28 protein-coding genes and 6 pseudogenes are annotated in these 26437 nt (G+C 38.2%); 6 read left to right on the top strand and 28 right to left on the bottom strand.

What is annotated here, in order from left to right; genetic code table 11:
• Window positions 1-157 precede the first annotated feature (157 nt).
• Complete coding sequence (locus tag E8M05_RS04660; RefSeq protein WP_003064438.1) at window positions 158-1183, bottom strand: YeiH family protein; 1026 nt, start codon at window positions 1181-1183, stop codon at window positions 158-160.
• Window positions 1184-1283: 100 nt separating this feature from the next.
• Between E8M05_RS04660 and E8M05_RS04655 the strand changes: the two genes are divergently transcribed.
• Both E8M05_RS04655 and E8M05_RS04650 read left to right on the top strand, forming a co-directional pair.
• Entirely contained in the window at window positions 1284-2150 is an 867-nt protein-coding gene (locus E8M05_RS04655) for a LysR family transcriptional regulator (protein ID WP_003064436.1), read from the top strand.
• Between the two features lie 79 nt (window positions 2151-2229).
• Window positions 2230-2901 (top strand): Crp/Fnr family transcriptional regulator, encoded by a 672-nt coding sequence (locus E8M05_RS04650; RefSeq protein WP_041973956.1) that lies wholly within the window; start codon window positions 2230-2232, stop codon window positions 2899-2901.
• Between the two features lie 38 nt (window positions 2902-2939).
• Here the strand turns inward: E8M05_RS04650 and E8M05_RS04645 are convergent, their stop codons facing one another.
• The 18 genes and pseudogenes from E8M05_RS04645 to E8M05_RS04560 all read right to left on the bottom strand — a co-directional run bounded on the left by E8M05_RS04645 (window position 2940) and on the right by E8M05_RS04560 (window position 17922).
• Window positions 2940-3626 carry a pyrimidine 5'-nucleotidase PynA gene (locus E8M05_RS04645; RefSeq protein ID WP_041973953.1) on the bottom strand — a complete coding sequence of 229 codons (687 nt, stop codon included), beginning with the start codon at window positions 3624-3626 and terminating at the stop codon, window positions 2940-2942.
• Window positions 3627-3636: 10 nt separating this feature from the next.
• Window positions 3637-3966, bottom strand: coding sequence for a potassium channel family protein (locus E8M05_RS04640; protein WP_003064430.1), 330 nt, complete (start codon window positions 3964-3966; stop codon window positions 3637-3639).
• Window positions 3967-4049: 83 nt separating this feature from the next.
• Window positions 4050-4733 (bottom strand): ABC transporter ATP-binding protein, encoded by a 684-nt coding sequence (locus E8M05_RS04635; protein ID WP_003064428.1) that lies wholly within the window; start codon window positions 4731-4733, stop codon window positions 4050-4052.
• A gap of 9 nt (window positions 4734-4742) precedes the next feature.
• Entirely contained in the window at window positions 4743-5795 is a 1053-nt protein-coding gene (locus tag E8M05_RS04630) for an ABC transporter permease (protein ID WP_013851720.1), read from the bottom strand.
• 152 nt (window positions 5796-5947) lie between these two features.
• A complete protein-coding gene (locus E8M05_RS04625; protein ID WP_021142109.1) occupies window positions 5948-6448 on the bottom strand; it encodes a YkgJ family cysteine cluster protein in 501 nt (166 codons plus the stop codon).
• 80 nt (window positions 6449-6528) lie between these two features.
• Entirely contained in the window at window positions 6529-7389 is an 861-nt protein-coding gene (locus E8M05_RS04620) for a hypothetical protein (protein WP_003064420.1), read from the bottom strand.
• Between the two features lie 142 nt (window positions 7390-7531).
• Window positions 7532-7957: a cupin domain-containing protein gene (locus E8M05_RS04615; RefSeq protein ID WP_003064417.1), complete on the bottom strand. Its 426-nt coding sequence runs from the start codon at window positions 7955-7957 to the stop codon at window positions 7532-7534.
• Window positions 7958-7984: 27 nt separating this feature from the next.
• A complete protein-coding gene (locus E8M05_RS04610) occupies window positions 7985-8308 on the bottom strand; it encodes a carboxymuconolactone decarboxylase family protein (protein WP_003064415.1) in 324 nt (107 codons plus the stop codon).
• A 102-nt stretch (window positions 8309-8410) separates the two neighbouring features.
• A complete protein-coding gene (locus tag E8M05_RS04605; protein ID WP_003064412.1) occupies window positions 8411-9256 on the bottom strand; it encodes an aldo/keto reductase in 846 nt (281 codons plus the stop codon).
• Between the two features lie 12 nt (window positions 9257-9268).
• Window positions 9269-9661 (bottom strand): stress response transcriptional regulator NmlR, encoded by a 393-nt coding sequence (gene nmlR / locus E8M05_RS04600; RefSeq protein ID WP_003064409.1) that lies wholly within the window; start codon window positions 9659-9661, stop codon window positions 9269-9271.
• A gap of 97 nt (window positions 9662-9758) precedes the next feature.
• Entirely contained in the window at window positions 9759-10343 is a 585-nt protein-coding gene (locus E8M05_RS04595; protein ID WP_013851717.1) for an NAD(P)H-binding protein, read from the bottom strand.
• Window positions 10344-10356: 13 nt separating this feature from the next.
• Window positions 10357-10725 (bottom strand): nuclear transport factor 2 family protein, encoded by a 369-nt coding sequence (locus E8M05_RS04590; protein WP_003064404.1) that lies wholly within the window; start codon window positions 10723-10725, stop codon window positions 10357-10359.
• Entirely contained in the window at window positions 10726-11586 is an 861-nt protein-coding gene (locus E8M05_RS04585; RefSeq protein ID WP_003064402.1) for an SDR family oxidoreductase, read from the bottom strand.
• 22 nt (window positions 11587-11608) lie between these two features.
• Window positions 11609-12372: pseudogene (locus E8M05_RS04580) on the bottom strand (carboxymuconolactone decarboxylase family protein).
• Between the two features lie 151 nt (window positions 12373-12523).
• Complete coding sequence (locus E8M05_RS04575) at window positions 12524-13408, bottom strand: LysR family transcriptional regulator (protein ID WP_003064395.1); 885 nt, start codon at window positions 13406-13408, stop codon at window positions 12524-12526.
• Between the two features lie 36 nt (window positions 13409-13444).
• Window positions 13445-14632, bottom strand: a complete 1188-nt coding sequence (locus E8M05_RS04570) for an Mbeg1-like protein (RefSeq protein ID WP_013851712.1) — start codon at window positions 14630-14632, stop codon at window positions 13445-13447.
• Window positions 14633-14804: 172 nt separating this feature from the next.
• Window positions 14805-17594: a cation-translocating P-type ATPase gene (locus E8M05_RS04565; protein ID WP_003064391.1), complete on the bottom strand. Its 2790-nt coding sequence runs from the start codon at window positions 17592-17594 to the stop codon at window positions 14805-14807.
• A gap of 154 nt (window positions 17595-17748) precedes the next feature.
• Window positions 17749-17922: a DUF2798 domain-containing protein gene (locus E8M05_RS04560; RefSeq protein WP_003064389.1), complete on the bottom strand. Its 174-nt coding sequence runs from the start codon at window positions 17920-17922 to the stop codon at window positions 17749-17751.
• Here E8M05_RS04560 and E8M05_RS04555 point away from each other — a divergent pair.
• A pseudogene (locus E8M05_RS04555) lies at window positions 17918-18709 on the top strand (transposase); the annotation flags it as partial. The gene E8M05_RS04560 and the pseudogene E8M05_RS04555 sit on opposite strands and share 5 nt — an antisense overlap.
• Here E8M05_RS04555 and E8M05_RS04550 read toward each other — a convergent pair.
• The 7 genes and pseudogenes from E8M05_RS04550 to E8M05_RS04520 form a co-directional block, all read right to left on the bottom strand.
• Window positions 18660-19745, bottom strand: a complete 1086-nt coding sequence (locus tag E8M05_RS04550) for an FUSC family protein (protein ID WP_230321690.1) — start codon at window positions 19743-19745, stop codon at window positions 18660-18662. The pseudogene E8M05_RS04555 and the gene E8M05_RS04550 overlap by 50 nt on opposite strands.
• 10 nt (window positions 19746-19755) lie before the next feature.
• A pseudogene (locus E8M05_RS04545) lies at window positions 19756-20103 on the bottom strand (transposase); the annotation flags it as partial.
• A gap of 1 nt (window position 20104) precedes the next feature.
• Window positions 20105-20572: a GNAT family N-acetyltransferase gene (locus E8M05_RS04540; protein WP_003064380.1), complete on the bottom strand. Its 468-nt coding sequence runs from the start codon at window positions 20570-20572 to the stop codon at window positions 20105-20107.
• A gap of 60 nt (window positions 20573-20632) precedes the next feature.
• Entirely contained in the window at window positions 20633-21283 is a 651-nt protein-coding gene (locus E8M05_RS04535) for an HD domain-containing protein (protein ID WP_003064378.1), read from the bottom strand.
• Between the two features lie 57 nt (window positions 21284-21340).
• Window positions 21341-21640: a rhodanese-like domain-containing protein gene (locus tag E8M05_RS04530; protein WP_003064376.1), complete on the bottom strand. Its 300-nt coding sequence runs from the start codon at window positions 21638-21640 to the stop codon at window positions 21341-21343.
• Window positions 21633-23288: an FAD-dependent oxidoreductase gene (locus tag E8M05_RS04525; protein WP_003064374.1), complete on the bottom strand. Its 1656-nt coding sequence runs from the start codon at window positions 23286-23288 to the stop codon at window positions 21633-21635. The genes E8M05_RS04530 and E8M05_RS04525 overlap by 8 nt, the downstream gene beginning before the upstream one ends.
• Window positions 23285-23668 (bottom strand): rhodanese-like domain-containing protein, encoded by a 384-nt coding sequence (locus E8M05_RS04520; protein WP_003064372.1) that lies wholly within the window; start codon window positions 23666-23668, stop codon window positions 23285-23287. The genes E8M05_RS04525 and E8M05_RS04520 overlap by 4 nt, the downstream gene beginning before the upstream one ends.
• Before the next feature lie 86 nt (window positions 23669-23754).
• Here E8M05_RS04520 and E8M05_RS04515 point away from each other — a divergent pair, with 86 nt between their 5' ends.
• Both E8M05_RS04515 and E8M05_RS04510 read left to right on the top strand, forming a co-directional pair.
• Complete coding sequence (locus tag E8M05_RS04515) at window positions 23755-24015, top strand: metal-sensitive transcriptional regulator (RefSeq protein WP_003064371.1); 261 nt, start codon at window positions 23755-23757, stop codon at window positions 24013-24015.
• Window positions 24016-24144: 129 nt separating this feature from the next.
• Window positions 24145-24927, top strand: coding sequence for a protein-ADP-ribose hydrolase (locus E8M05_RS04510; protein WP_003064369.1), 783 nt, complete (start codon window positions 24145-24147; stop codon window positions 24925-24927).
• A 270-nt stretch (window positions 24928-25197) separates the two neighbouring features.
• On the opposite strand, the pseudogene E8M05_RS11475 reads toward E8M05_RS04510, so the two are convergent.
• A pseudogene (locus E8M05_RS11475) lies at window positions 25198-25540 on the bottom strand (NADPH-dependent FMN reductase); the annotation flags it as partial.
• On the opposite strand from E8M05_RS11475, the pseudogene E8M05_RS04500 reads away from it, so the two are divergent.
• Window positions 25524-25988 (top strand): annotated as a pseudogene (locus tag E8M05_RS04500) (MFS transporter); the annotation flags it as partial. The pseudogenes E8M05_RS11475 and E8M05_RS04500 overlap by 17 nt on opposite strands.
• 268 nt (window positions 25989-26256) lie before the next feature.
• Here the strand turns inward: E8M05_RS04500 and E8M05_RS04495 are convergent.
• Window positions 26257-26388: pseudogene (locus tag E8M05_RS04495) on the bottom strand (alpha/beta hydrolase); the annotation flags it as partial.
• Window positions 26389-26437 lie beyond the last annotated feature (49 nt).

The raw sequence follows: 26437 nt of genomic DNA, 5'->3' as shown, positions 1-26437 counted from the left end.
TGTTAACCATTAGATTAATAGTCTTTATTTATAAAATTTAACTAAGGTTTTCAAGGTCATTATAGCACTTAAGGAAACGATTTCAAGTAAACGCTATCATTTTTTAAAAAAGAAAAACAATGCTTGAATAGTCACAAACATTGTTCCTACATTTTCATTACCAAATCCCTAGAAGATGTTGCATCCAGAGACTGACACAGGTGATAGCTATCCAACACGTAGCTCCCAATCCAATAGCTTGTCCACCAGTCTTAATAAGTTTAATAGGATTCGTGTTAAGACCAATAGCTCCCATTGCCATGACAATAAAGAATTTTGAAAGTGTCTTAAGATTATCAAAAATAACCGTATCAATTCCTAAACCGCTGACAATTGTCGTGACAATCGAAGCCAATAAGAAATAAAGAATAAACATTGGAAAAGCTTTTTTCAATTGGAAAGTCGTTTGGTTAGCTCTGCCATTTTTTGAATCTTGATAGGCTTTATAGATTGACAGTCCTAAAGTAATCGGAATAATGGCCAATGTGCGCGTTAATTTCACAATTGTTGCACCGTCTAAGGTATTTGACCCGTGAACAGCATCCCAAGCTGTCGCGGTCGCCGTAACGGATGACGTATCATTGACAGCTGTTCCCGCAAAAAGCGCAAAACCTTGGTTAGATAGGTGAAGTAATTCTCCCAACGTTGGAAAAATTAGTGCCGCTAAGATATTGAAAAGAAAGATAACCGAAATACTCTTTGCGACTTCTTCATCTTTTGCTTTAATAACTGGTGCTGTTGCGGCAATAGCTGAGCCACCACAAATAGATGACCCAACACCAACCAAGATTGCTATATTACTATCCAATTTTAGCCATTTTTGCAATAAAAACGCTACAACCAACGAGACTGCAATGGTTGAAATAATAATTGGCAATGACTGTGTCCCAACTTTAAAAACTTGTGTTAAGTTTAAACCAAAACCTAATAAAACAACCGCCGCTTGTAAAATATATTTTGATGTAAAAGCAATACCATCAGTGGTTTGGGTGCGATTATTATGAAAATTCCCCATAACCATCCCAAGTAGAATTGCAAATACTGGCGCTCCTACAAGTGGAAATAAATTCCCTAAAAACCAGGCTGGTAAAGCTAGAATCACACAAAACATAATTCCCGGCAATTTTTTCTCAATTGTCATCATAATAAAAACTCCTTTTCACAAAATATTATAACCTGGACAAGTTATAATGTAAAATTATGATTTATTATGATATAATAAAAAAAAATAATAGGAGATTATTATGCTTGATTACCGTGTTTTTACCTTTATGAAAGTCTGCGAAACGCTTAATTTTACCCAAGCTGCTAAAGAATTGCATATCACTCAACCTGCAGTCACTAAGCATGTCAAAACTTTAGAGACAGAGTATCAAACTAAGCTTTTTACCTTTTCTGGCAAGCAATGTCAGCTGACACAAAGTGGCAAAGAATTGCTTGATTTGCTGACGACTATGGACACAGATATTAAGCATTTCAAGACACAGCTCAAGCAAGATTTACAGCCGCTAAATTTTGGGGCTACTTTAACCATTGGCGAGTATGTTTTGACCGATTCTTTAGTGGATATTTTGGCAAATCACCCGAATTTCCAAGTCAAAATGCTGGTGGATAATACCGAGACACTGTTAAAAGCTATTGATAATGGACAGATTGATTTTGCCTTGATCGAAGGTTTCTTTTCAAAAGAAAAATACGATTTTCTGCCTTATCGCACAGAATCTTTCATCGCGGTCGCTTCTCCCGGCTCACCCCTAGCAAGCGGAAGCTATTCTTTAGAAGACCTACTAGCCTATCCTATCATCGTACGCGAGCAAGGGTCAGGTACCCGTGAAATACTTGAAATCATGCTCAAAGAGGCCAATCTAACCATTTCTGATTTCCATAAAATCACTGAAATTGGTAATCTAAATACCATTTGCGAGCTAGTCCAAAAAAATCTGGGAATTAGTTTTGTTTATCAAAGCGTGGTTCAAAAAGAAATTTCTGCAGGTAAACTCCAAAAAATTAATTTGGATATTCCTGCCATAAGTCATGATTTTACCTTTATTTGGCGCAAAAATAGTCATTTTAAAAATCATTATCAAGATATTTTTAAGCTCTTTTTCTGATTTTTTGGCTTGATAAAAACGCTTTTTTAACGTAAACTATATAGTTATATAGCCTATGTTAATTTTAGAAAGGGTAATTATGTACTCTACACTAGATATTACAGAACTTTATCAATACGGCGAACGTGTGACCTTTAAAAAGGGAGATAATCTCGCACAGTCCGTCACTGGCGAAACAAGCGGTGATATTTATATTCTATCTTCAGGCATCTGTGCTCTTTCATCTATTTCTTGTGATGGCAAAGAAACAACTTATCTATACTTTAAAAAGCGACAATTTGTCGGCTTTGTTCCATTGATGAACAATCTGCATTTGAACTATTACGGGAAAAAATCATTTTCAATTGTTGCCAAAACGCCTTGCGTGGCTTACCGCATTTCTAATCGTCAATTTCAAGACTTGCTAGGATTTCCATCAGTTGTTAGCTTGATGTTAAATACATTGACCGAAAATCATATTTATCTCATGGAACATTTTCACAGCAGTAAAAACGAACCTGCTTTGGTCCAATTCTGCCGCTTCTTACTTGACCAAGCTGAGCCATGTGAATCAGGTCATTTAGCTTTAAATACCTTCTTTACCTATCAAGAAATCGCCTGCTACTTAGGCATGCACTCAGTGACTATTGCACGAATGGTAAAATCACTTCGCGCTGAAGAAATGATTGAAAAAACTGGCCATCAGATTCAAATTATTAACCCCGAACAAATGGCTAAACTTATCACAGAAGAACGTAAAATCGATTATTAAAGATAAAAGCTAGAAGTTAAAACTTCTAGCTTTTATCTTTATCGTAATAATTTTAGCAATTCTTGATAGTTATGGACGGTGTAGGTTGGGTTAGCTACGGTGTGATTGATTTTTTTATCTGGGTTATACCAGACAGTATCGATGCCAGCATTATTGCCACCTTGAATATCCGCCAGCAAATTATCACCAATCATCAAAGCTTTTTCCTGATTAAATCGTGAAATGGCTCCAGAAATGGCGTCATAAAAGCCTTTATCTGGCTTTTGATAACCAACTTCGTCAGAGATAAAGACGTGTTCAAAATAATCTTTAATCCCTGAATTAGCCATGCGACCAGTTTGAATCTTGGTAATGCCATTTGTTGCACCAAAAATGCGGTAACCTTCTTGATTTAGCTGGTCTAACAACTGATCTGCCCCAGGAAGAGTCTGACCTTGTTGGCTAAGAAAATCTTGATAGCGCATAGCAAAGGCATGTCCATCAACCTCATGTCCAAAATGCGCAAATAAACGAGAAAAACGGGTGTCAACCAATTCTTTTTTGGTAATCTTTTTCAAACTTAAATCATTCCAAAGTTTACGATTCATGGGAATATAAACTTCTTTGTAAGTTTCAATATCATCCACGTGCGCCTCTGTCAAAAGTTCTGTCAGAGCAACATCTTCTGCCGCGTTAAAATCAAGCAAAGTATGGTCCAAATCAAACAATAAATCACGATAAATCACAGGTCTTCTCTCACTTTTTTTTATCCAATTGACCCAATTTTTTAACCACAACAGCTAGAAAACTCCCCATAACCCCTAATCCGACAACTGAATACATCATGGTAAAAATCTTTCCAGCTGCTGTAACGGGATAAATATCCCCGTAGCCAATCGTTGTTAAAGTTGTAAATGAAAAATAAAGGGCATCCAAATAAGTAAAATGTTCTACATTTGCATAAAAAAGTGTCCCACTGAGCAATAAAACAGCAGTGACACCTGCAATTCCTCTGGTTTCATCATCCTTAAAGATTGACCACAGGACACGCAATGTCCGACGCATTTGTAAGAAAAAAGTAATCATGACGTCTCCTTTACTAACGACCCTTTTTTAAATCGGTAAGATTTGACCTCATTATATCACACATCGCATCTCAAGACAAATTACTACTGATAAGCAGCAATCTCTTCTTCTCGTAAAACGCCGTCTTCCATGACCAACAATCGGTCACAATAAGAGACTAAACGTCTGTCGTGCGTAACCATTAAGACTGCTTTATTCTTTTCTTTGGCCTCGTCAGCTAGAATTTTGACAACTTCCATGGCTTTTTCAGTGTCCAAACTTGCTGTTGGCTCATCAGCCAAGATAATCGTTGGGTCATTATACAAGGCTCTGGCTATCGCCACTCGTTGCCTTTGCCCGCCAGAAATTTCCTCAGGATATTTGTCTGCGATACTGGCAATACCCAGCTGGTCAAAAAGGCTGTCAATCGATTCGCGCTGTTTTTTCTTATCAATCTTGTCAACTAAGCGTAGCTGATCTTTGATTTTTAAAAAGGGTACTAGGTTGGAAGCTTGCAAGATAAAGCCAATCTGGTCAAAACGCATCTTAGCACGCGCTTTTTCTTTTTTCTGGCTAAAAGCTTGGCCGTTCAATCTCACTTCACCTTGTGACGGTGATTGCAGGCCACCAATAATGGTCAAAAAAGTACTTTTTCCAGAACCTGACGGGCCAATAACGGCAACAAATTCACCTTTGTTAATCGTCAAATTTGTCTCTTTCAGAGCTTCAATTTGATCTGGACCATCTTTGAAATATTTTTTGATATTGATTAATTCAATTGCTGTCATAATTATCTCCTAACCGATTGCCTTTAAAGGGTCAACTTTGACAATGCTTACCACTGAGAAAAGTGCACCAAAAACGGCAATAAGAACCATCAGCACACTAATTCCTGCAAAAAAGAGTGGATTTACCTGAAACGGAACTGATGTTGGTAGAAAAACGGCACTGAGCAGGGTTAACGCTAAGCCGAGACTAACCGCTAATATGGCTAAAATAAAGGTCTGTGCGAAAACCATCCGTGATAGATAGCCGTTAGAAATGCCTTGCGCTTTTAAAACACCAAAGATTGCTTTTTTCTGCAGTGTCAAAATATAGATGAATATTCCAATGACAATCGCTGCTATCACAATCAAAAAGCCAATCATAAAGGAAAAAGTCAGATTCTGAGCTTTATAACCTGGAAGATTTTCAATAAACGTTGATGTGGTCATGCTCTCAAGCTCTTTAGGAACCTGATTTACCTTGCCACGAATCACTAGAGCACTGATTGTATTTACTTGAGCATTATCCGCAAGGACGCTTGCCAGTGTTTCTTTTGTCATGTAAAGGACTGGCTGAACATTAAAGCTCGCATTATCTGTAAAACCAGTAATAGTTAGCTTTTTAGTACTATCTCCAAGAGTAATTTTGTCACCAATTTTTAATTGATATGATTTTTTTAAGCTACTATCAGCGACGACTTCTCCTGTTTTTGAGAAAAGCTTTCCTTCACTCAACTTCGGACGTAGAAATTCATCCTGCTTAATCGCGAATAAATTGACATTAATTTTATTTTTTTCCTTGTCTTTAATTGTCGTAGAAGCTTGTGTCAATTCTGCCATTTTATCAGCGTTAACATCATTTTTTAAGTCGACTGAAAAGCGTGACATGCGCAGATTTTTATTAGCTTGCTCATTTAAAATGACATAATCAGATTTCCAAGAATCAACCGCCGAGCGATTGGTCTGGGCTAAACCATTAGCCAAACCCGTCAGGAAAAAGACCAAGTAAGCAATCAAGAAAATCACTCCAACCACTAATCCATAACGCAGCTTCGAGTGTTTCATTTCATTCCATGCTAAAAACATAACTGCCCTCCTCTATTTCGAATACTGTAAGCTTACTATGATTTTCAAATAAAGTACATTAATTTGATTGTAAATTTTACCGCTTTCATGAAAAACCAGACGTAGTAAGGGATAGGAAAAAAGCACCTCAAAATGAGATACTTTCTAAATCTTTATTTCCCTTCCAATCGTTCTTTGAGTTTTTCAACAAAGAGGTAGGCTGCGGGGCAGAAAAGGGTGTTTTTGATGGTTAGGTTATTAATTTGATAGATTTTTTTGCGGTCTGTGTGCGGAAATTCACGGCATGCTTTTGGTCGGACGTCGTAAATGGTGCAAAGATTGTCATCGCCTAAAAATGGACAAGGCATTGATTGAAAGACTTTGTCGCCGTCTTCATCGACACGAAGGTACATGTCTTCAAATACGCCAAGTTTCATGCGAAAGACTTTTGAAATGCGTGTGATATCTGCTTCTGTAAACAGAGGACCTAAGCTTTTGCAGCAGTTAGCACATTTTGTACAATCAATCTCGTTAAAAACTTCTGTGTGAATTTCTTGAGTAATTTTATCAAGATTTTTAGGAGCTTTTTTCTTGAGTGTTGCTAAAAATTTGCGGTGTTCTTTTTGTTTTTGTTGAGCTAGTTCATGATAACGTTCAATGTCAATATCTGTCATTTTCATACTTTCTAATATTGTTTTCAGTCAGAAAATATTATAGCACAAATAAAAAGCGGACTCAAAAACCTCTTTGATTGTCAGCGCAGCTTTAGCAAAGCCTCGCGCTCTTGTTCTTTTATCTCTTGAATAAATCTGTCAAACTCTGCTTTTGCTGCTCTGCTATTTTTCAAATCACAATCAAATAAAAGATTCTCTAAAAAGACGGGGTCAGTTCCTTTTTCTTGATAAATATTTCCTTGAAAAAAATAACGGCGAGTCTTTCGGTCAATCGCTACAACCGACGAGCGCCAGCGTGCATTGTGCTGATTGTCGGGTTTCCAATTGATTTTGAGCTGCTGCCCATGATAATACCAGCCCATCAATTGCAGAGCAATTTGCTTGTTTTTTTTCGGGTCTTGGTAAAAACATGGAGTAGCAACGGCTTGATTATCTAAAAGTGAAAAAGGATGGAAATCCTGAATACCCTGATAATCATCATAAGATATGGCATTGTCAGAATCATCTGAGTGAAAAAGCGCCGAGTGCGCATCACGAAAGGGATCATAAACATCGTCTAGGTTGGCTTTCTTGCCAAAGCACAACCAATCAATGCTTGCCTTATCGTAATAGGTCACGTAAGCCTTCAGCAACTTTTTATCACTTGGTACCTGCAAAATCTGAATCGTCTGACGTGCCTTTAGCGGAACGGATAAAATCCCTTGATAAAGTGTCGATTTGGTAAAACGTTTGAGACGTTTCAACTCATGATCATATCCAAGTTTTGAACGATTGAGGGCGTAAAATGCCTCGTCGTCATCTAATTTAAAAACAATGACAAAATGAAGGTGCTTTCGCTTGTGGTCAATTCTAAAAATCGGTGTTGTAAATTGAGAATCATTTTTAAAAAGTTGTAAAAAATGACCAGCTTGCACAATTCTTTTATGAGTGATGTGAGTCATAAATTTAGTTTAGCATGGTTAGATAAAATTGTCACGGTAGTCACATAAAAAACGCCCAAACCGTTTTCAGCTGGGCGTTAAGCGAAATGAGATTGTTTTGTGTTTTGATTGTATGAGTAAAATGTAATTGTAAAAGAATAGTTTAAAGGGCGTTGTAATCGTCGTCGCTAACGGCTTCTAGCCAAGTATTTGACGTGTTTTCGCCAGGAACTTCCACTGAAATATGGCTAAACCATGAATCTTTTTTAGCGCCATGCCAATGTTTTGTATTGGCTGGAATCACGATAACTTTCCCTGGTTCAAGGCTCACAGCTTCTTTTCCTTCTTCTTGATACCAACCTTGACCTGCTATACAAATCAAAATTTGTCCGCCACCTTTATCAGCATTGTGAACATGCCAATGGTTGCGACAACCAGGTTCAAAAGTGACATTCGCCAAATGAAGAGGTGAGTCAGGATCAACCAATGGGTTCAAGAATGATTGTCCGTCAAAATATTGCGCAAAAGTGTCATTTGGTTGTCCTTGTCCGAATACATTTTCTTTGTCAAAAGTTGCTTTATCTGTCATTTGTTATCCTTTCATTTCATATCTTTCTTAATCTTCATTCCAAACTTCTTTGGCAAGGTTAAAGACTGCCCAGCCTTTTGGCCAACCTGCATAGAAAGCCACGTGTGTAATGACTGCTGCAATTTCTTCTTTGCTAACACCGTTAGCTTTCGCATTTTGCAAATGGAATTTTAGTGAGTTGTCTGTAATGCCTGATGCCATAAGTGCCACAACTGTGATGATACAGCGTGTTTTTAAATCAATATCGTTATTATTCCAGTTTTCACCAAAGAGCACATCATCATTAAAATGTGCAAATTCTGGTGCAAATTCACCCAATTGGTCACGTCCTGCTGTTTGTTTAATTGTCATTGTTTTTCCTTTCTTAATAGGGTTTATACGGTCATTATACGCTTCTCATTTTTAATAACAAATACTTATTTGACATAGTGTTTTATGCCTTTTAAGCATCGTTTAAATCTTAAACGAGCTAATCATTTTAACTGTTTCAGGGTCAGCATGTGAGAAGAATTGGCTTTCACCCATATCAAGTTTCAAAATTTCTGCCATGTCATCATCTGTTAAAATAAAGTCAAAGACATCAAAATTTTGTTCCATACGATTTTTATGAACTGTTTTAGGAATGACAATAACATCACGTTGAATCAAGTAACGTAGGGCAACTTGCGCAGCTGATTTTTGATATTTTTGTCCAATCGCAACAAGTGTTTCATTGGTAAAGAAATCATTGCGCCCTTCTGCAAATGGTCCCCAAGATTCGATTTGAACACCATATTCGTCCATTGTTTTGCGAGCATTTGATTGTTGATTGAAAACATGCGTTTCAACTTGGTTAACCATTGGAGTGACATCCGCAAAAATAGCCAAATCTGCTACACGGTCTGGTGCAAAATTGCTGATGCCGATTGCTTTGATTTTACCAGCTTTGTAATATTCTTCCATGGCACGATAAGCACCATAATAATCACCAAATGGTTGATGTAAAAGCACCAAATCAATGTAGTCTGTTTGAAGTTTCGCTAAAGAAGCATCAAGAGAAGCTTTGGCTTTTTCATAGCCATAATTGCTAATCCAAATTTTAGTTGTGATGAAAAATTCTTCACGCGCATTACCAGACTTGCGGATAGCATTTCCAACAGCTTCTTCATTCATATAAGCTTGAGCGGTGTCAATTGAGCGGTAACCAATCGAAATCGCATCACTAACCACGCGCTCACATTCGTCAAGATCTGGCACTTGATACACACCAAATCCTAAAATCGGCATTTTAACACCATTTGATAACGTTTTGTAATCCATTTGCTTCTCCTTTTACTCATTTTCGTCATCTTCAAATAGAGCTTGTTCTTTTTTGAGGATGATGTTTTGATAATTTTCAATTTTGTGATTGAGCCTATCATGTGCACTTTGCAATTCAGCAATACGTTCTGCCAATTTATCACGTTGTTCTTCAAGCAAAGTCATGCGTGCCCCTTCAGTTCCGTCACCTTCTTCCACCAAGGCCATGTATTCAATTAAAGATTCAACGCTCATGCCTGCTTTTCTGAAACAACGAACAAATTCCAAAGTGGCGATGTCACGCTCTGAAAAATCACGGACTCCTGATTTATTACGCGTTACTCGAGGAAGCAAGCCAATTCGTTCATAATAGCGAATGGTATCTGCTGAAATTCCTGTCTGTTCGCTTACTTTTTTGATATTCATACGTCATCTCCTTTCTTATTTCACTCTCAGTATATACCTTAGAGCTAACTCCAAGTCAAGCAAAAAACGTCAAATTTTTTGAAAAATCGTCGATTTTTTAACGATACAAGCCTAAGCTGGTGTTAAGATAAGTTTCTGGTTGGTCAATGATGTGTTTTACGAGTGTCACGATTGCTTTGCGAGAAACATCATGTCCATAGAAAGTCTCACCCTTTTGTGTAATCTGACATGTGCTATCTTGGCCATTGTCAAACCACCCTGGGCGTAAAATCGTGTAATCAAGCCCTGACTGTTCAACAATGTCTGCCGCTTTGCGATATGGTTTAAGAATCGGTGCGACAATACCTTTTGGTTCTCCTGCCACTTCCCCATAAATGCCCATTGATGAGACAAAAATAATTCTTTTGACTTTGTTATACTTCATACTAGATACAATTTCAAATGCCATTTTGGGAAGGTCACCAGACAAAGCTACAAAAACTATGTCTTGTCCTGCGATAACACTATCTAAATCATTGCTAGATGTTGCTGAGCCGTTGATAGCTTTTTCATTGCTTGCTAAAACTAAACTTTCTGCGTGACGTGAAAATAAGGTTATATCATATGCAGTATTATCTTTTAATTCTTCATGCAAACTGCGTCCTAATGACCCAGTTGCGCCAATAATTACTACGTTTGTCATCCTATCCGCCTTTCTAATAAGTGCTTGCACTTTGTTTGATGATTTTCCAATCATTGTCAATCTTTTCAAAATCCATTTTTATTTGCAGGCGCCAAGTGGCTGATTCTGCTCTCCAAATTTGTGCTTTGACACGACTTTGCCCAACAAGACTAGCTGTATTGTCAGCGATATAAATGGCTTTTATGGCATCTTCTTGCCATGCATAATAGCCCATTTCTTCACTCTCAATTTGCCCTAGCCATTCTTTCACAGGTTGTACATAACCCATCATATGAACGAGAACTGAGTCAGGCGCTATCAATTCAGCCAAGGTTTTCGTGTCTTTTGCGACCATGGCATTGTTGACTTGACGATAACGATTTTTTAGGATCCCTTCAATCATTTAATCTTTTCCTTCTGCCACACCAGTTTTGGTATTTGGATTTAATGGTCCATAGAAATAAGAAGCTGTTGCGCCACCGTCAATAAGGAAGGTTGAACCAGTGATGAACTGCGCACGTTCACTCATGAGCAATTCAGCAACATCTGCCACTTCATCTGCCGTCCCAGGACGTCCAGCTGGTGATTTGGCAAACATATTTTTGTAGAAATCGCCTCGAATACCATTGAATTCGTCAATAGCAAGTGGCGTAACAATAATTCCTGGTGCAATATCGTTAATTCTGGCACCACGTTCTCCCCAACGAACGGCTTCGTACATGGTACGTTTTTCATTGGCACGTTTTGCCAATTGGTAAGCATGGAGGCTATTTTCAATCTTATCTTCTTGTAGAAAATCAAGTGTCAACAATTCTTCCGTTAGCGTCATGGCAAGTGCCAGATCTTGTTCGGCAGTCAAAGCAGGCATACGGTGACCTGATTGGCTAGAAATAGTGACACCTGCACCGCCTTTTGCAATAACTTTTCCAACTTCTTCTAATAAAACAGATGTTCCGTAAAGGTCAACTTTTAGCACGGTTGCAATTGAAGCTTGCGATGGCGAAACACCCGCACCATTAACCAAATACTTAATGTCACCAAAAGTTTGCGCATAAGCAATCATCTCTTTAATTGACTGACGTGATGACAAATCCATTTCAAATGTCACGACATCAAAACCAGCTTCTGTTAAGGTCTTAGCAATTGCTTTGGCATTATCAATCGAACGGTCACCTAAAACAATTTTTTTACCATATCCCATGCGACGTGCAATCGCCATTGAAATTTGCCCAGTACCTGTTACTAACATAACATCTTTTGTCATTTATCTTTCCTCCTGATTGTTTTTACTTTAACTTATCGGCAGCTTCATTGACACAACGAAGAGCATTTAAACTACGTGGATAACCAATGAATGGTAAGGAATTTGAAATAACTGCGATTAGAAATGCTTTATCGTTGCCAATTTTCATATTTGCTGCTGCGTGGCTAGTCAATTGTGGCTCAACACCACCTTGAGCTGCCAAGAAACAAAATGTTATCAACTCACGTTGCTTATAATCAAGACCTGTACGTGTGTAATAATCTCCGAAACAATTATCAGCTAACCAATAATTGATATGGGTACTTTCCTTAGCACCTGATTGCCAAAAATCACGCATGCCTTCACCAAAAATATCCACTTGCGCTTGTGTACCAGTTTCACGACGATTGTCAATGGTTGTGGTTGCTTGTCCTTCAAGTGGCAATGTAACGCCTTTTTCTTCCAATACTTTATTGGTTGCTTTTAGAAATGGAAAGACACGCCCAATTCCCAAATAAGCCACCGCTTGATAGACAATTTCTTTGATTTCAACTGGTGTAACGCCAAAATTTAGCGCTGCTGGCACAATAGCTTGAAATTCATCAATGCTTGGCAATCTAGTAACGTCGCTAAAATCACCATAAATCGTGTCTTGTCATCCAATGTCGCATTTGGGTGATTAACCACTTCATCAAAGGCAAAGTTGTCAAAGCGTTCAATGAATTCAGGGTCAGTTCTCGAAAAATCAGAGACATATCCTGGAAACATTTTTTCATGATATTGTTTCGCATTTTCTGTAATAGCCATGCTATTTCCTCCCGCTTTTTCGCTGTCAGTTATGATGTTGCTTAACTTCTAACATCTTTATGGCTACATTATAAATCCAAGCTATCGGCTTATCAATTTTAAAAAAAGGTAGTTCGGATAAGAAAAACTTATCTGAAATACCTTTTTGGTTTTAGTTTTGCTGAAAAGTTTTGGCTAGAAGCTCTGCCATTGTTTCGACGTAATAGCCGGAGTTATCTTTTTTCCAAAATGCGCACATTCGACGTAAAATGGGTTTTCCTTGCTTGTATATTGGGCGACAGCTAAGTGTCGGTGGAAGGCTTGCTCCCTTTCCAAATTCAAGTGGCAAATAGCCGCGATTGGCAACGACTGACATTTTAGCTTCTGTAGCACTTGGTGCAAATTGCATATCGCCTGAAAAGCCGATGTAATCACGGTAATATGCGCGCTCTGTTTCTTCTTGCTGGCTGTCCGCAACCAAAATCAAGGGCTTATCAAGGGGATTTTCAATAGCTAACACTTCTTCTTTGGTATGCGGATTAAAAGCCGCAAATGCAACGTAAAGTGGCAAATCAGTCAAAACCAAATTTTCATAATCTGTCGAAAAAGCTCGTCTCTGATCATTGATGACTAAATCGATTTTACCAAAGCGTAAGTCATCATAAAGTTGGTCATGCATTCCTGTTTTGACCGTTAGCGCTACATCAGGAAATTGACTCGCAAAACTCGCAATCGCTTCTTGAATTTCACTGCCTTCATAGGAATACAAATAACCAACGGACAGTTGCGCAGCTTGTTGGTTGGCAATGGCTTGTGTCTCTTGGCAAAGGGCGTCAAAATCAGCTACCAGCGCCAGCGATTTTTCATAAAAATAACGCCCTGCTTCTGTCAACTCAAAGCCACGATTTTTACGCGTTAAAAGTGTCACACCCAGTTCTGCCTCTAAACTCCGAATCTGCTGTGAAATAGCTGACTGTGAGATAAAATGCGAATCGGCTGCCTTGGTAAAGGAATTTTCTTCGACAACTGATTGAAAATATTTAATTTGTTTTAGCAAGCCGGCAACCTCCTTTTTAGACTGAAAAAGCCATTTTTATTTCAATTTTTTAGTATTCAAATAGCTCAACAAGCTATTAAAATCAAGAAAATTAAGGGCAATGCGGTCTTTTCCCAGACTTCCCAGTTTACTATGTCCGACAAAAGCTTCAAGAAATAACTTCGCTGATTTGGCAAGGAGCAATTTCTTCTCCGCTCCAATAGAATAAAAAGAAGCAATGCTTGTTGCCAATTTCGCGCCAAATTCTCGGTCAATCGTCACATCGTTAATGCTTTTGATACCGCTTGACATCAAGGTATCAAAAAGGGTATCAAAAAGAATTTTCAATTCTTGACTGGACAATTCATCCGTCCATTGTTTAAACGTTTTTTCAAGATTACGGCTTAAATCGGTTGGCTGTTCTGCTAAAATCAACTGCCCCGTCTCAACATCAAATTGCCATGTCGTCAAAGCGTGTTGCATGATTCCAGAAGCCTGACTTTTAACCACAACAGGATCAATGTCATTATAAAGCATAACACCAACGATGGATCCTTCAGGGCGAATGACACGCACACGCTCACGAATAGCTTGGTATCCTACTCGCTCAAGTTCTTTTTCTTGCAAACCTGGTGCATCAAGCATATAAACTTGCTTGATTTGCGAACGCCATTTTTCCTTAACATGAGCCACAGCGTACAAGGCTAAATTCCCACCCTTAGAATGCCCTGATACCATGATAGGCAGTGGATGACTCGCTAAATAATGCTCAAGATAAGTCACTGCTGCACGATGTGCAGGAATTTCACGAACATAGGCTAATTTAAAATCTTCTTTCCAGCCAATCAAGGTATCATCTGTCCCACGAAAAACTAATTGATAATGATCAATTTCAGGTAAACTAAAAACCATGGCAGAGAATTGTCTCTCATATTCGGAATCAACATCATTAACATAAGCTGACAGATGCAAATCAGCAAACCGTCGTGATGAGGCTACATTTTTTAGCAATTCAACACGCGCCTTGGTTACCAAAAAACTATGATTGAATACCCTCTCACCAGCCTCGTAAGGCATCAGAATGTCATGTAATGTTAATTCTTTTGAAAAATCAAGCGTATTATCTAAATCTTCAAAGCAAAAATATCCCAGTTCATTTAAACAAAGAATATCTGCTTCGTTAAACGGAAATTGCTCAAACGTTTCATTTTTATGTTTTGCTAGATAATCATTAATTGTTGCCATATCGTCCTCTTTACTCTCTTGAATTTTACAAGCATTTTCCAAGAGTGTCAAGAAAAAGCCAAACTACCAAATTCTCTAAAAACGTTGAATGACTTTCGACGCTCCAAACGTCCTTAAAATAAAACTAACCCTAGCTCGTATGTAAAAGCTAGGGTTACCGTTTTTATCGTCTCTAAAGTGTCATCAGCCGCTTACGAATCTCTTCTAAACCAATGATGACAAATGGGCAAAGTATAAGATAAATCCAATGCCACACACCCAAACTCGCGGTGTTAAAGAGATTATGGAAAATAGGCACATAAACTAATAGGATAAAAATAGCTAATTCAACTACCAAGCCAATATTGATTAAGGAATTGCCAAATAATGACAATTTACGAATAGATTGGTCAGAGGTACGGATATTCATCACCATACCAACTTGACAGAAAATGATAGCCCCCAAAGTCATGGTTGTAGCCTCACGATAAAGTTGACCTGAACTAGCAAGTACTGCCAAATTGCCATTATGTAAAAAATAAGTGATAAAGAAAGCACCCATGGCAAGTGCCGACTCAATCAAGCCATACCATAGAAACGCTTTAACAAGAAGTGATTTACTTAAAAGACGGTCTGATAATTTGCGCGGAGGTTCTTGCATCACATTGGGTTCTGGAGGTTCAACTCCTAAACCAAGAGCAGGAATCATATCCGTTCCCAAGTCAACCGCTAAAATTTGCATAACCGTCAAAGGGAGTGGGACAAAACCGCGGGACAAGAGGAAAAAGGCAGACGGCACCGCTTCTGGCGTATTTGAATTGAAAATATAGGTCAAGAATTTCTTGATATTATGGTAAACCGCTCGCCCCTCTTCGACTGCATCAACAATGGAAGCAAAATGGTCATCCGTTAAAATCATATCAGCAGATTCTTTAGCTACATCCGTTCCCGTAACACCCATGGCCACGCCGATATCAGCTTTTTTCAAGGCCGGCGCATCATTAACACCATCACCAGTTACCGCAACAACTTCGCCTAATTCTTGAAGGGCTGTTACGACACGATATTTTTGTTCAGGCGCCACACGCGCAAAGACAATCTCACCAGTAAGAACTTCTTTAAGGTCCTCGTCAGACATCTTTTCAAGTTCCAATCCAGTTACCACACGTGCATCATCGCCACGAACAATACCAATTTTCTTAGCAATACTAAGTGCGGTCAAACCATAGTCTCCCGTCACCATGATAATGCGAATACTAGCTTTATAGCATTTATCAATCGCTTCGCGCACACCTTCACGTGGTGGGTCACTCATGGCAATCAAGCCAAGAAAGACCATGTGCTGTTCAATATTTTCTTGAGTCCATTGACTTTCTTGAACCAAATTCTCCTTTTCCAAAGCACGGTAAGCAAGAGCTAACACACGCAAGCCATTTTTAGCAAAGTCATCATTTGCTGCTAAAATACGCGCTTGGATATCGGCAGTCATTTCATGCAAGCCCTCTTGGTCTTTATAATAATGGCAGAGCTCAGTCATTTCTTTTGGAGCCCCTTTGGTAATCGATACCAAAGAACTGCTATCAATCAAACTATCAATGCGATTAATCGTTGTCATTCGCTTGCGCACAGAATCAAAAGGTAATTCTTTCAAGCGCGGTGCCCAGCGATTATTATTTTCAAGAGTAATTCCAGCTTTTTCGGCAAGAACATTCAAACAAGCCTCGGTTGGGTCGCCAAGAACAGTATAAGAAGCATTCTCGTCATCAGGTGGCAAGACTTGTGCATTGCTACAAAGGTGAGCGAAGCGGACAAGTTGTTCAAGCGATTGATTTTCGACAAGCGAAGCTTTCTTACCACCGCTATTACGAATGTCTCCTTCTGCTGAATATCCTAGCCCTGTTACTTCATAAGCTCCAGAAACTTGCCAGAGGTGATTAACTGTCATGGCATTTTGGGTCAATGTTCCCGTTTTATCCGAGCAAATGACAGAAGTTGCTCCCAAGGTTTCAACAGAAGATAATTTCTTAACCAAGGCACTTGATTTAGCCATACGTTGCACCGCCATTGCCAAAGAAAGTGTAACGGTCGGAAGCAAGCCCTCAGGGATAAAGGCAACAATCATACCGAGCGCAAAAATGAATGCTTTAGCAAATGGCTCATGAACAAACAGGGTTGCTGCGATAAAGAAAATGACACCAACTGTAATCGCAATAACTGAGATTTGCTTTGTCAAATGGTCTAGTTCTTTTTGAAGCGGACTCTTGTCATCAGCCATATTTTGGGTCAAGTGAGCAATTTGTCCAAACTGTGTTGCCATGCCAATGGCAGAAACAATCATTTTCGCCGAACCAGATGAGACTGTCGTTCCCGCAAAGACCATATTATCGTATTCAAGCGCTGTCTTTTGTGGGTCATTATCAGCTTCACTCGTTTTAAAAACGGGATTTGATTCGCCTGTCAGCGCTGATTGATTAACCTGCAAATCAGTCGCAAAGACAATCCGACCATCTGCGGAAATACGGTCCCCTTCTTCAATCAAGACGACATCGCCAGGTACCAATTCTTCTGCTAAGATTTTCTCTTCTTGTCCCTCACGAATAACACGCGCATAGGAAGGTAACATTTTTTTGAGAGCTTCTGTCGCTTGGCTGGCACGGTATTCTTGTACAAAACTGAAAATCCCATTGACAATATTGACAAACCAAATGACAAGCCCAAGTTCTAAACTATGAGACAGAATAGCAATGCCACCACCTACCCAAAGCAAAATTGCCATTAGACTTGTAAAATTTTTAATGAAGGTAAGTACAATAGGTTCTTTGTCAGCTTTTTTCAGTTGATTCATTCCATACCGTTTTTGCCGTTCTTCAACTTGTGGTTGCTTTAACCCAGAACTTTGCGTATTAGCAGCTTGGTAAACGTCGTTAGCTGCGTAAGTTTCAAGTTCAAGTTGATTAACTTTTTCATTTACGTTATCAGTCATAACTTGTTCCTCAATTTCTAAAAACGGTTACATCGTTCTTACCGTTATTATACTACTTTTTTGAAAAAGTGATAAAGATAAGTTGTTTTAATGACAAAACTTCTTTTTAACTCCTAAAAAAGCAAGGAGTTATCCTTGCTTTTTTAGGGGGTGTTTAGGCTAGTACAGTTTGTTTTTGGATTTCACCTAGGAAATAACGAGCGATCGGACCAACCACGACAAAATTATATGGTAATGCGACAACAAAATTTGTTAGCCAAGCTTGTCCATAGGCTGCAAGGCTGACACCTTCCAAGCCTGAATTGAAAATGATGCCACTGAATGACATTTTTCCAAACCCAACAGATACTAGAACTCTAGAGCCATTCCTAAACTCTATCCAAACTCTGGATTTATTCCAACATATTGTAGCCGATGCAGGTTATGGAAGTGAAGAAAACTATGTTTTTATCATGGATGAGCTGGAAAAACACCTCTAATCCCTTATGGCATGTATCAAAAAGAATTAACGAGGAAATATAAGAACAGTCCTAATAATTCCTGTAATTGGAATTATCTTGAAGAAACCGACCAGTTTATGAAACCAGACGGAGTGATTTATTCTTTTAAGTGCTACGCTCGTCGATGTGATAAGTATGGCTTTAAACGTGATTTTAAAATCTATGAGGCAGATAAAAATACAAGACACACCAGAGTTGGAAGAACTTGCCAAAACAGAAGGTGGCAATCAGAAACACATTTATTACAATCCAACTTGGAATTACTTTAAAGAACTCATAAAGGAAAAATTGAATAGCGAAGAAGGCTCTCGTGTCTACGCCAAACGGAAAACTAATGTTGAACCCGTTTTTGGTAGATTGAAGAGTGTTTTTGGCGTTCGCAGAGTCCACGTTAGAGGGAGACAAGCTATTCAAACAGAGATTAGATTTCTCTTCATGAGTATGAATCTAACAAAATTGGCTAAGAATCTAGCCTTAAGAACGTTAAACACTCAAAAACCACACAGTGATTTTATCATCTTGATTGTTTTCAAGACTGAAATCGTTGTGTGGTTTTATTTTAAAGCTAGTTTTTGCCCAACCTCTTTTTTCCTTTTTTCATTAAAGACCCAGTAATATTTACGAATATAAGATGATATAAAAAAGCATACCCTACTCCTAATAGGTTAAGTGTTATTCGTAGGAGTACCGTTGTTTTTAGTCCAAATATTAATGTTGCTGAAGTGATTGCTCCAATACAATTTAAAATCGTTTTGTTTTGATATGTTGCACAAAATCCTAAGCATATTCCGCCTAATATTCCAAGATAATTTGTTGGAATAAGAAGCAGAAGTAACCCTGATAAAATTGATCCTCCAAAGATTCCAATAACTCGCTCTTTTGCTCTTTCAGAAATTTTAAAAGTGTTATATCCAGAAAATAGAGAGGAACAAGCAAAAGTCGACCACATAAATCTATCAATTCGTAAATAAGTTCCTAGAAAGAGTAATAAACTAATTCCGAACGCATAGTAAAAATACCAAATATTTTTGTTATTTATATGTCTATTTTCTTTTATTATATGAATAAAGGAAATGTTTTCATTTGAAAATTTATGTTTATGATAGAAGATGATAGCAAAAAGTCCATAAGAAAATAATAAAATAAAAAAGGAATGTACTACTTGAGTATTGGATATATAGTGTACTGTTCCAATTAAATATAGATAGGAAAAGGAGTATAATCCGGGGTTACCCATTTGGGGCTCTTTACCGGTGATAAAAAATAAAAGCAATAAACAAATGAAATGAAGTATGAATTGTATAAATGGATAAGCTATTAAAGAAATGAACGGAGCTAACCAAAGTATAATAAAAACAATTCCTAATCCTACTAGAGAATGACCTACTCTATAGCCAAATGGTACAAAACGTAAAGTTAATAGAATACAAAATAGAATAAGTGAAAACGATGAAATATCTTTACCAAATATAAAATTTAGAGAGCTTATCCAAAAAATAGCAAAGGAGACTAATAAAATTGCCCTTATAAAAAGACAAGCTATAAGCTGAAGTTTTTGTTTCTTATTATCAACATCATGTATCTTTTGCTTTAAGGTTAGAGGATCTAATTGTAATAGTTGGTAAAAGTGCATATAAAATAATTCCTTCAAAGTCGTGGTGCTAGTTCATTTCAAAATAGCGTAAGTTATGAGCCAGAATAATTTGTTCAATTCGTAACTGTAGTCCGGCTAGGCTTCTAGCTAATGTATGTTCTTCGGTCTCTGTCATGTTTTTACGAAACGGCGTCCATAGATGGTAACCTTGTTGTTCTAAGTCCTTCTTGTGTTCACTGCTCAGTTAGCCTAAATCACCTAGGATAGCCGATTGCTTACATCCCTCTAATAGTTCATAGACCACCTTGATATCATGAACAGGGGCTGGCGTGACAACAGAGTTCAGAATATAACCAGATAAGGTCACCAGAATATGAACTTTGAAGCCGTAGAAACAAAGATGTTTAGAGGCATTTTTAATCAATAATCTGTTCCATACGTGTCTCTTGCGGTGTCATGCCTTGACGTTCATAGAAGCGAACGGCTGATTTATTTGCACTCCAGACGTTTAACGTTAGGTTGTAGCAACCAATTTCTTTGGCGTATTTCAAAGCAAACTGATAGAGTTTTTCACCAATTTTTTGTCCGCGCGCTGCTTCGTCCACACACAAATCATCAACAAAGAGTGTTTTTTGGGGAACTCTTGGTGCGCTAACGTCTTCAACAATAGTAAACATATGTGCAATCACTTTACCATTATCATCTTCATAAACAAAAATCGGACGATTATCGTCAGCAATAAGTGCAGCTAATTCGTCTTCTGTGTATTTGACACCTTTTTCTTGAAATAAATCAGGTCTTGCCACATGGTGCACATAGAGAATTTGTTGTAAAAGGTCCATCAATGTTGGAATATCAGCGATTGTCGCACGTCTAATTGCCATTTTATTGACCTCCCAATCTTTTCGTTTTTCTATTATAACATTTTGCCTTTTTATTGCAACCTATAACTTACCGTCCCATTCTGCGTAAAATTCTGTTAAAAACTCTTCTAGAACTTTGTGACGGTGCTCTGCCATTTTTCTAGCATAAGCCGTATTCATCAACTCTTTAAGTTTGAGTAACTTTTCGTAAAAATGCATGATTGCCGTATCTTGCCCGTTGCGATAATCTTCTAAACTAGGATTGTCACGTGCTACCTTACTTGGGTCATGAATCGGACGTCCCTTGCTTCCCGAATAAACCATACACCGCGCTATTCCAATTGCACCAATGGCATCTAAACGGTCTGCATCTTGCACAATCTTACCTTCCAAAGTTGGCGGAACACTTTGACCACTTCCTTTGAATGACATGGTCGTGATAATTTGGATAATGTGGTCAATAACTTCTTCTGATAGTTCTTGTTGCATTAGCCAAGCTTTCAGCTCTGTCAAAGCTTGCTCGGGATTAGCATTTAACTTATCATCTGCCATATCGTGAAGCAACGCTGCCAATTCACAAATAAACTGGTCTGCCCCTTCTTTTTCTGCCAACTCACGCGCTGTATTTCTCACGCGCACCACATGCCACCAATCATGCGCACTGGTATCTGTATGTAATTTATCATAAACAGACTTTTCTGCATTTTGTAACATATTATTCTTATCAATCATAGATTGATTATAACATAAAAGCAAGACCAGTAGCCTTGCTTAATGATGTCAACTATTTTAGTATTCCAATACTCCTATCCAAGCGGATGTGCCACCTGCGACATTGACAACTTGATAGCCTTGTTGAGATAAGAAAACTGCTGCCTGTTCAGAACGTGAGCCACTTTGGCAAATGATATGATAAACCTTGTCCTTATCAAGTGTTTGGTAGCTTGATACAAATTCGCTTAAAGGTAGATTAACCGCTGTTGGCACATGTCCCATGGCATATTCTACTTTCTCACGAACATCAAGCAAATGCAGGTTCTTTTTGCTTATTTTTTCTTGTAATTCTCTAGCTGTAATTGTTTTAATCATGAACAATCTCCTCTGGTTTGACAGTACTATAAAGGAAATAAGCACCATCAAGATTTTGAATCTTAAAGCCATTTTGCTTCAAAATACGTTCTCCAATGTAAGAACGAAGCCCGCTGTGGCAACTGATAATGTATTCTTGATTGGCGTCTAATTCTGCTAAACGGTCACGCAATTCATCAAGTGGTATGTTAATACTATTTGCAAAATGACCGCGTGAAACTTCTTCTCTCGTACGAACATCAAGTAACATTTTTCCTTTGGCTAATTCATCTGATAAAGCATACCATTGAACGTTTTCACTAATACCTTCCATAATGTTAAGCGCAGCATATCCTGCCATATTTACTGGGTCTTTAGCTGAGCCAAATGGCGGTGCGTAAGTGAATTCCAATTCTGGTAAATCAGCTACCGTTAGTCCTGCCTTTATCGCTGTTGCCAGAATGTCAATACGCTTATCAACACCTTTTTGCCCAACAGCTTGCGCTCCATAAATAGCACCCGTTTTCTGATTAAAAATCAATTTCAAAACGATATCGCTAGCATTGGGATAATAACTAGCATGGTCTTTTGATGTCGTATGAACCACAGCTACATCTTCAAACTGTTGGCGAGCTATGCGTTCACTCAAGCCTGTTGAAGCAGCTGCCAAATCAAAGACACGAACAATAGCTGTTCCAATACTTCCTTTATTTTGACGAGCAATGCCAGCGATATTATCCGCAACTTGGCGACCTTGACGGTTTGCTGGGCTAGCTAGAGAAATAAGCGCATATTGACCAGTGATTTCTTGTTTGACAATAATGGCATCTCCAACAGCGTAAATATCTGGATTGCTGGTTTGATAATACTCATTAACAAGAATACCCCCACGCATACCAAGTTTAAGACCTGCTTCTTTAGCTAAATTTGATTCTGGTTGAACCCCAACTGACATGATAGTAATATCAGATAGTAGCTCACTACCATCTTCAAGAATGATAACTTTTCCATTATCCTTGAAAGCTTTGGCAGATTGATTAGTGTAAACCGTTATACCGTTTCGTGTCAATTCATCCTTAACAAAAGCTGCCATTTCTTCATCTAACGGTGGCAAAACATGCGGTGCCTTTTCAACAATTGTCACTTGCAAGCCTTTTTTAGACAAATTTTCTGCCATTTCAAGTCCGATAAACCCAGCACCAATAACAGTGGCACATTTAGCTTTGGTGTCGTTTAATGCATTCAGAATCTTATCCAAGTCAGGAATATTGCGAAGCACAAACACGTTATCAGCACTATCTAGCCCTACCATTTGAGGAACAACTGGTTTGGCACCTGGTGACAAAATCAGTTTGTCGTATGATTCTGTATAGACTTTATCCGCATGGCGAACTGTGATGTTTTTCTTATCCGTATCAACTGCCACCACTTCTGAATCTGGTCGAACGTCAATAGCAAATCGTGCTTTCAAACGTTCTGGTGTCTGTACGATAAGACTTTCACGCTCTGCTATTTCCCCAGAAACGTGAAATGGAAGCCCACAGTTGGCAAATGAAACATAAGGTCCTTTGTCAAATACAATGATTTCAGCATCCTCCATTAAGCGGCGTAAACGAGTCGCTGCTGACATCCCACCTGCGACACCACCAACAATCAAAATTTTAATCATTTATTTCCTCCGATAATTTTTCTATGCCAAGCCATCATACCGCCTTTAACCGAAATGGCTTCATAGCCTTTTTGTTGTAATAATTTTGCGCCACGTTTGCTGCGAGCTCCAGAATGACAAATAAGATAAATTGGCTTATCTTTGGTACCCTGATAGGTATTCAAACGGTCTAAAGGATATGACCGAGCTCCTTTAATATGCCCCCTAGCGTATTCTTGAGCTGTTCGAACGTCTAATAACACAATATCTTTATCTAAAAGTCGTTGAAGTTCCGTAACATCAATATTTTTTATCGATGATGAAAATAATTTTTTTAGAAAAATAACCTTGTCTCCTCTCTGTCGATAGATACCCCTATGGGTATATTTTGATGATATCACATCCTACAATTTACTGTCAACGATAATGTCTTGGGTTTGACAAACAATACCCCATATCGGTATAATAGCAATTAAAGGAGAGCTTTATGGCAACAGATAACAAAGACATCATTAATCGTTTAAAACGTGCTGAGGGGCAACTGCGTGGGATTCAAAAAATGATTGAGGACGATAAAGAATGTATCGATATCGTAACACAATTAACTGCTGTTCGTTCTAGCATCAACCGTACCATGGGTATCGTTATTAGCAACAAAATCAATCAAATCATCGAAAATCCAGTTAAGGATAAAGAAAAACAAGAAGAAAAATTACAAAAAGCATTGGAATTGATTATCAAAAAATAGGGATTCATTATTGCTACACGGATTCCTATTTGTCATTTTTAGATTTTTTCATTTTTCTTAATGCTAATTCCTTAAAAAGGTGATATACTTATGCTTAGGAAAGCGATTTTATTATGCTAAGGAGACCATATGACAAAAAAAGAAATGGTAACCTACCTTCTAGATTACCTGATTAAGGAAAATCCACAATTTAGAGCAATTGATGTGTCTAGTGACTTGGATAGTCAAGAAACATTATTGCGTGCTCTTCTTAACGTTCGTCCACCAATGGCGGTTTCAAGTGGCTTTTTAGATATGCAAGATAACTATCTACAACTTAAAAAAGCAGAGCGTGTCGTTGTTTTCTTAAATCATCTACGCCCAATTCCAACAGACGACCGCCTTTATGTTTGGAAAGGTGATATTACGCGTCTCAAGGTGGATGCCATTGTCAATACTGCTAATCGTCGTATGCTTGGTTGCTTCCAACCACTTCATGACTGCACTGACAATACTATTCATACCTATGCTGGTGTACAACTTCGTCTGGATTGCTACAAACTCATACAAGAACAAGGTCATGATGAACCAACCGGCACGGCAAAAATTACGCCAGCTTATAACTTGCCTGCCAAATTTGTACTTCACACCGTTAGTCCTGCTATCAACGAGCATTTGACGCCGATTGACGAAGATTTACTTGCTAAAAGTTACTTATCTTGTCTAACGTTGGCAGAAAAAAATCATCTTGAATCTGTTGCCCTATCATCTCTTGCAACAGATGATGAAGTTCATTTTATTAATGAAAATGCGGCAAGAATTGCCATTCAAACCGCAAAAGACTTTTTAGAACACAGCCAATTTGTTAATAAAATTATCTTTAACGTTGACGAGGACGAGGAATTAAATCTTTATCAGCAATTGCTTAATTAATCAAAAAAACGCCACAAAGGCGTTTTTGTTTTTAATCTAGAGTTACTGTATCTAAAATATCTTTTCCTTCAATGCCTAAATCAGGACCAAAGATGTCGTCTAGTGTTTTATCAAATGGGGTTGTTGAGTTAGAGGTGATAGGCTTGGCTACTGGGGCTGCACTCGCATTCCAACTAGCTGAAGCACCTGAATTAGCATCCGTAGATACTGGTGTACTTTCGTTAGCTCCAGCAGGTTTGAGAATTTCTTCGTTTGGGGCATTCAGTCCGTTTACCAAACTAACATACTTCATAAAATTTTCTAAACAAGTTCCTAAGAAATTGATGGTTGCTTCATTTTTCAAATGATAATGACTGGCAAAGGATTCTTTAGCATTTCCAAGGAGAAACTCATTTCCTGGTAAAACCATGGCATTAACACCTGGGGAATCAAGAATTTGACGAAGGTGTAACTGTGCCCGTGATGACCCTTGTTGATAATAAGAGGCTCCTACAATCATAACTGGTTTGCCATCAAAGGGATGAATTTGATAGGAAAGCCATTCAATCGTGCTTTTTAAAGCTGCACTTGTGGTGTGATTATGTTCAGGTGTCGCGATGATAACGCCGTCTGCTGCGTCATCAATTCTTGCTTTACTTGGTTTCTCTTCCATGGTAGCAGCCCTTCTTTACGCCCCAGTTTCAAAATTAATTGGTAACTTTATTTTACCAGTTGCCTATACCGGCATTGCACTTGGTTTCTACTTGGTAGCCACAGCGACAAACGTTGCTTTAGTAACAACAGGCGTTATCATTGCTGGTTTATTCTTTGGTTGGGTGTTCCCACAAGCTTTTCTTCGCGTGGCACAAGTCGGTCCTAAAAATGGTGGTACCTTAACCACATCGGTCATTCTTATGGGAATCAATCTCGGTGCTGCTTTTGCCGCACCAATGGTAAATGCCATTGCTGGTATCTTTGGGCAAACAAGTGCCTCAGGCACACTTGGATTGGTTGCAATTGGTTTTGTTATCCTTGCGATTATCGAATACATTTACAACTTCTTTGACCGTAAAACGACTTAAAATCAGTTTTGAAAATAAAGCTAAGACAAAGTGCTTAGCTTTATTTGTTTACGTATTTCTCAATGAATATTTTTAAAATTTGGAGCTTCCTCATAAATTTTTACTCTGACGCCTTTAGAGCGTTTTTTAATCCAATTTAATCGTATTTTAGGAGATTTTTGTCATTTATTATTAATATTACATACCAAACTGTCATATGATATTTTAGAAATGGTTAAGTAATGCTTTATAAAATGAAAGGGTCTTCTATAAAGAGAGGAAGTTCTTATTTATGAACAAACGACTCAGCAACTAAAGTAATTCCAAAGTGGTTATGAAAAGTCACTTTTTTGTGGTCAACCTTATCACTTTTTGGAAAAACTTTGTCCCATTCTTGAGTTAAATGTAATTCTTCAGTCATGTTCTTTTTTCCTATCTTTATTCTAAAGTTATGATAACAAAGGTTATCA

This window comes from Streptococcus pasteurianus, assembly GCF_004843545.1.
In the GTDB taxonomy this organism is placed as follows: Bacteria; Bacillota; Bacilli; order Lactobacillales; family Streptococcaceae; genus Streptococcus; species Streptococcus pasteurianus.
Note: the sequence above shows the minus strand (reverse complement) of the source record. Positions and strands in the feature narration are given on the sequence as shown.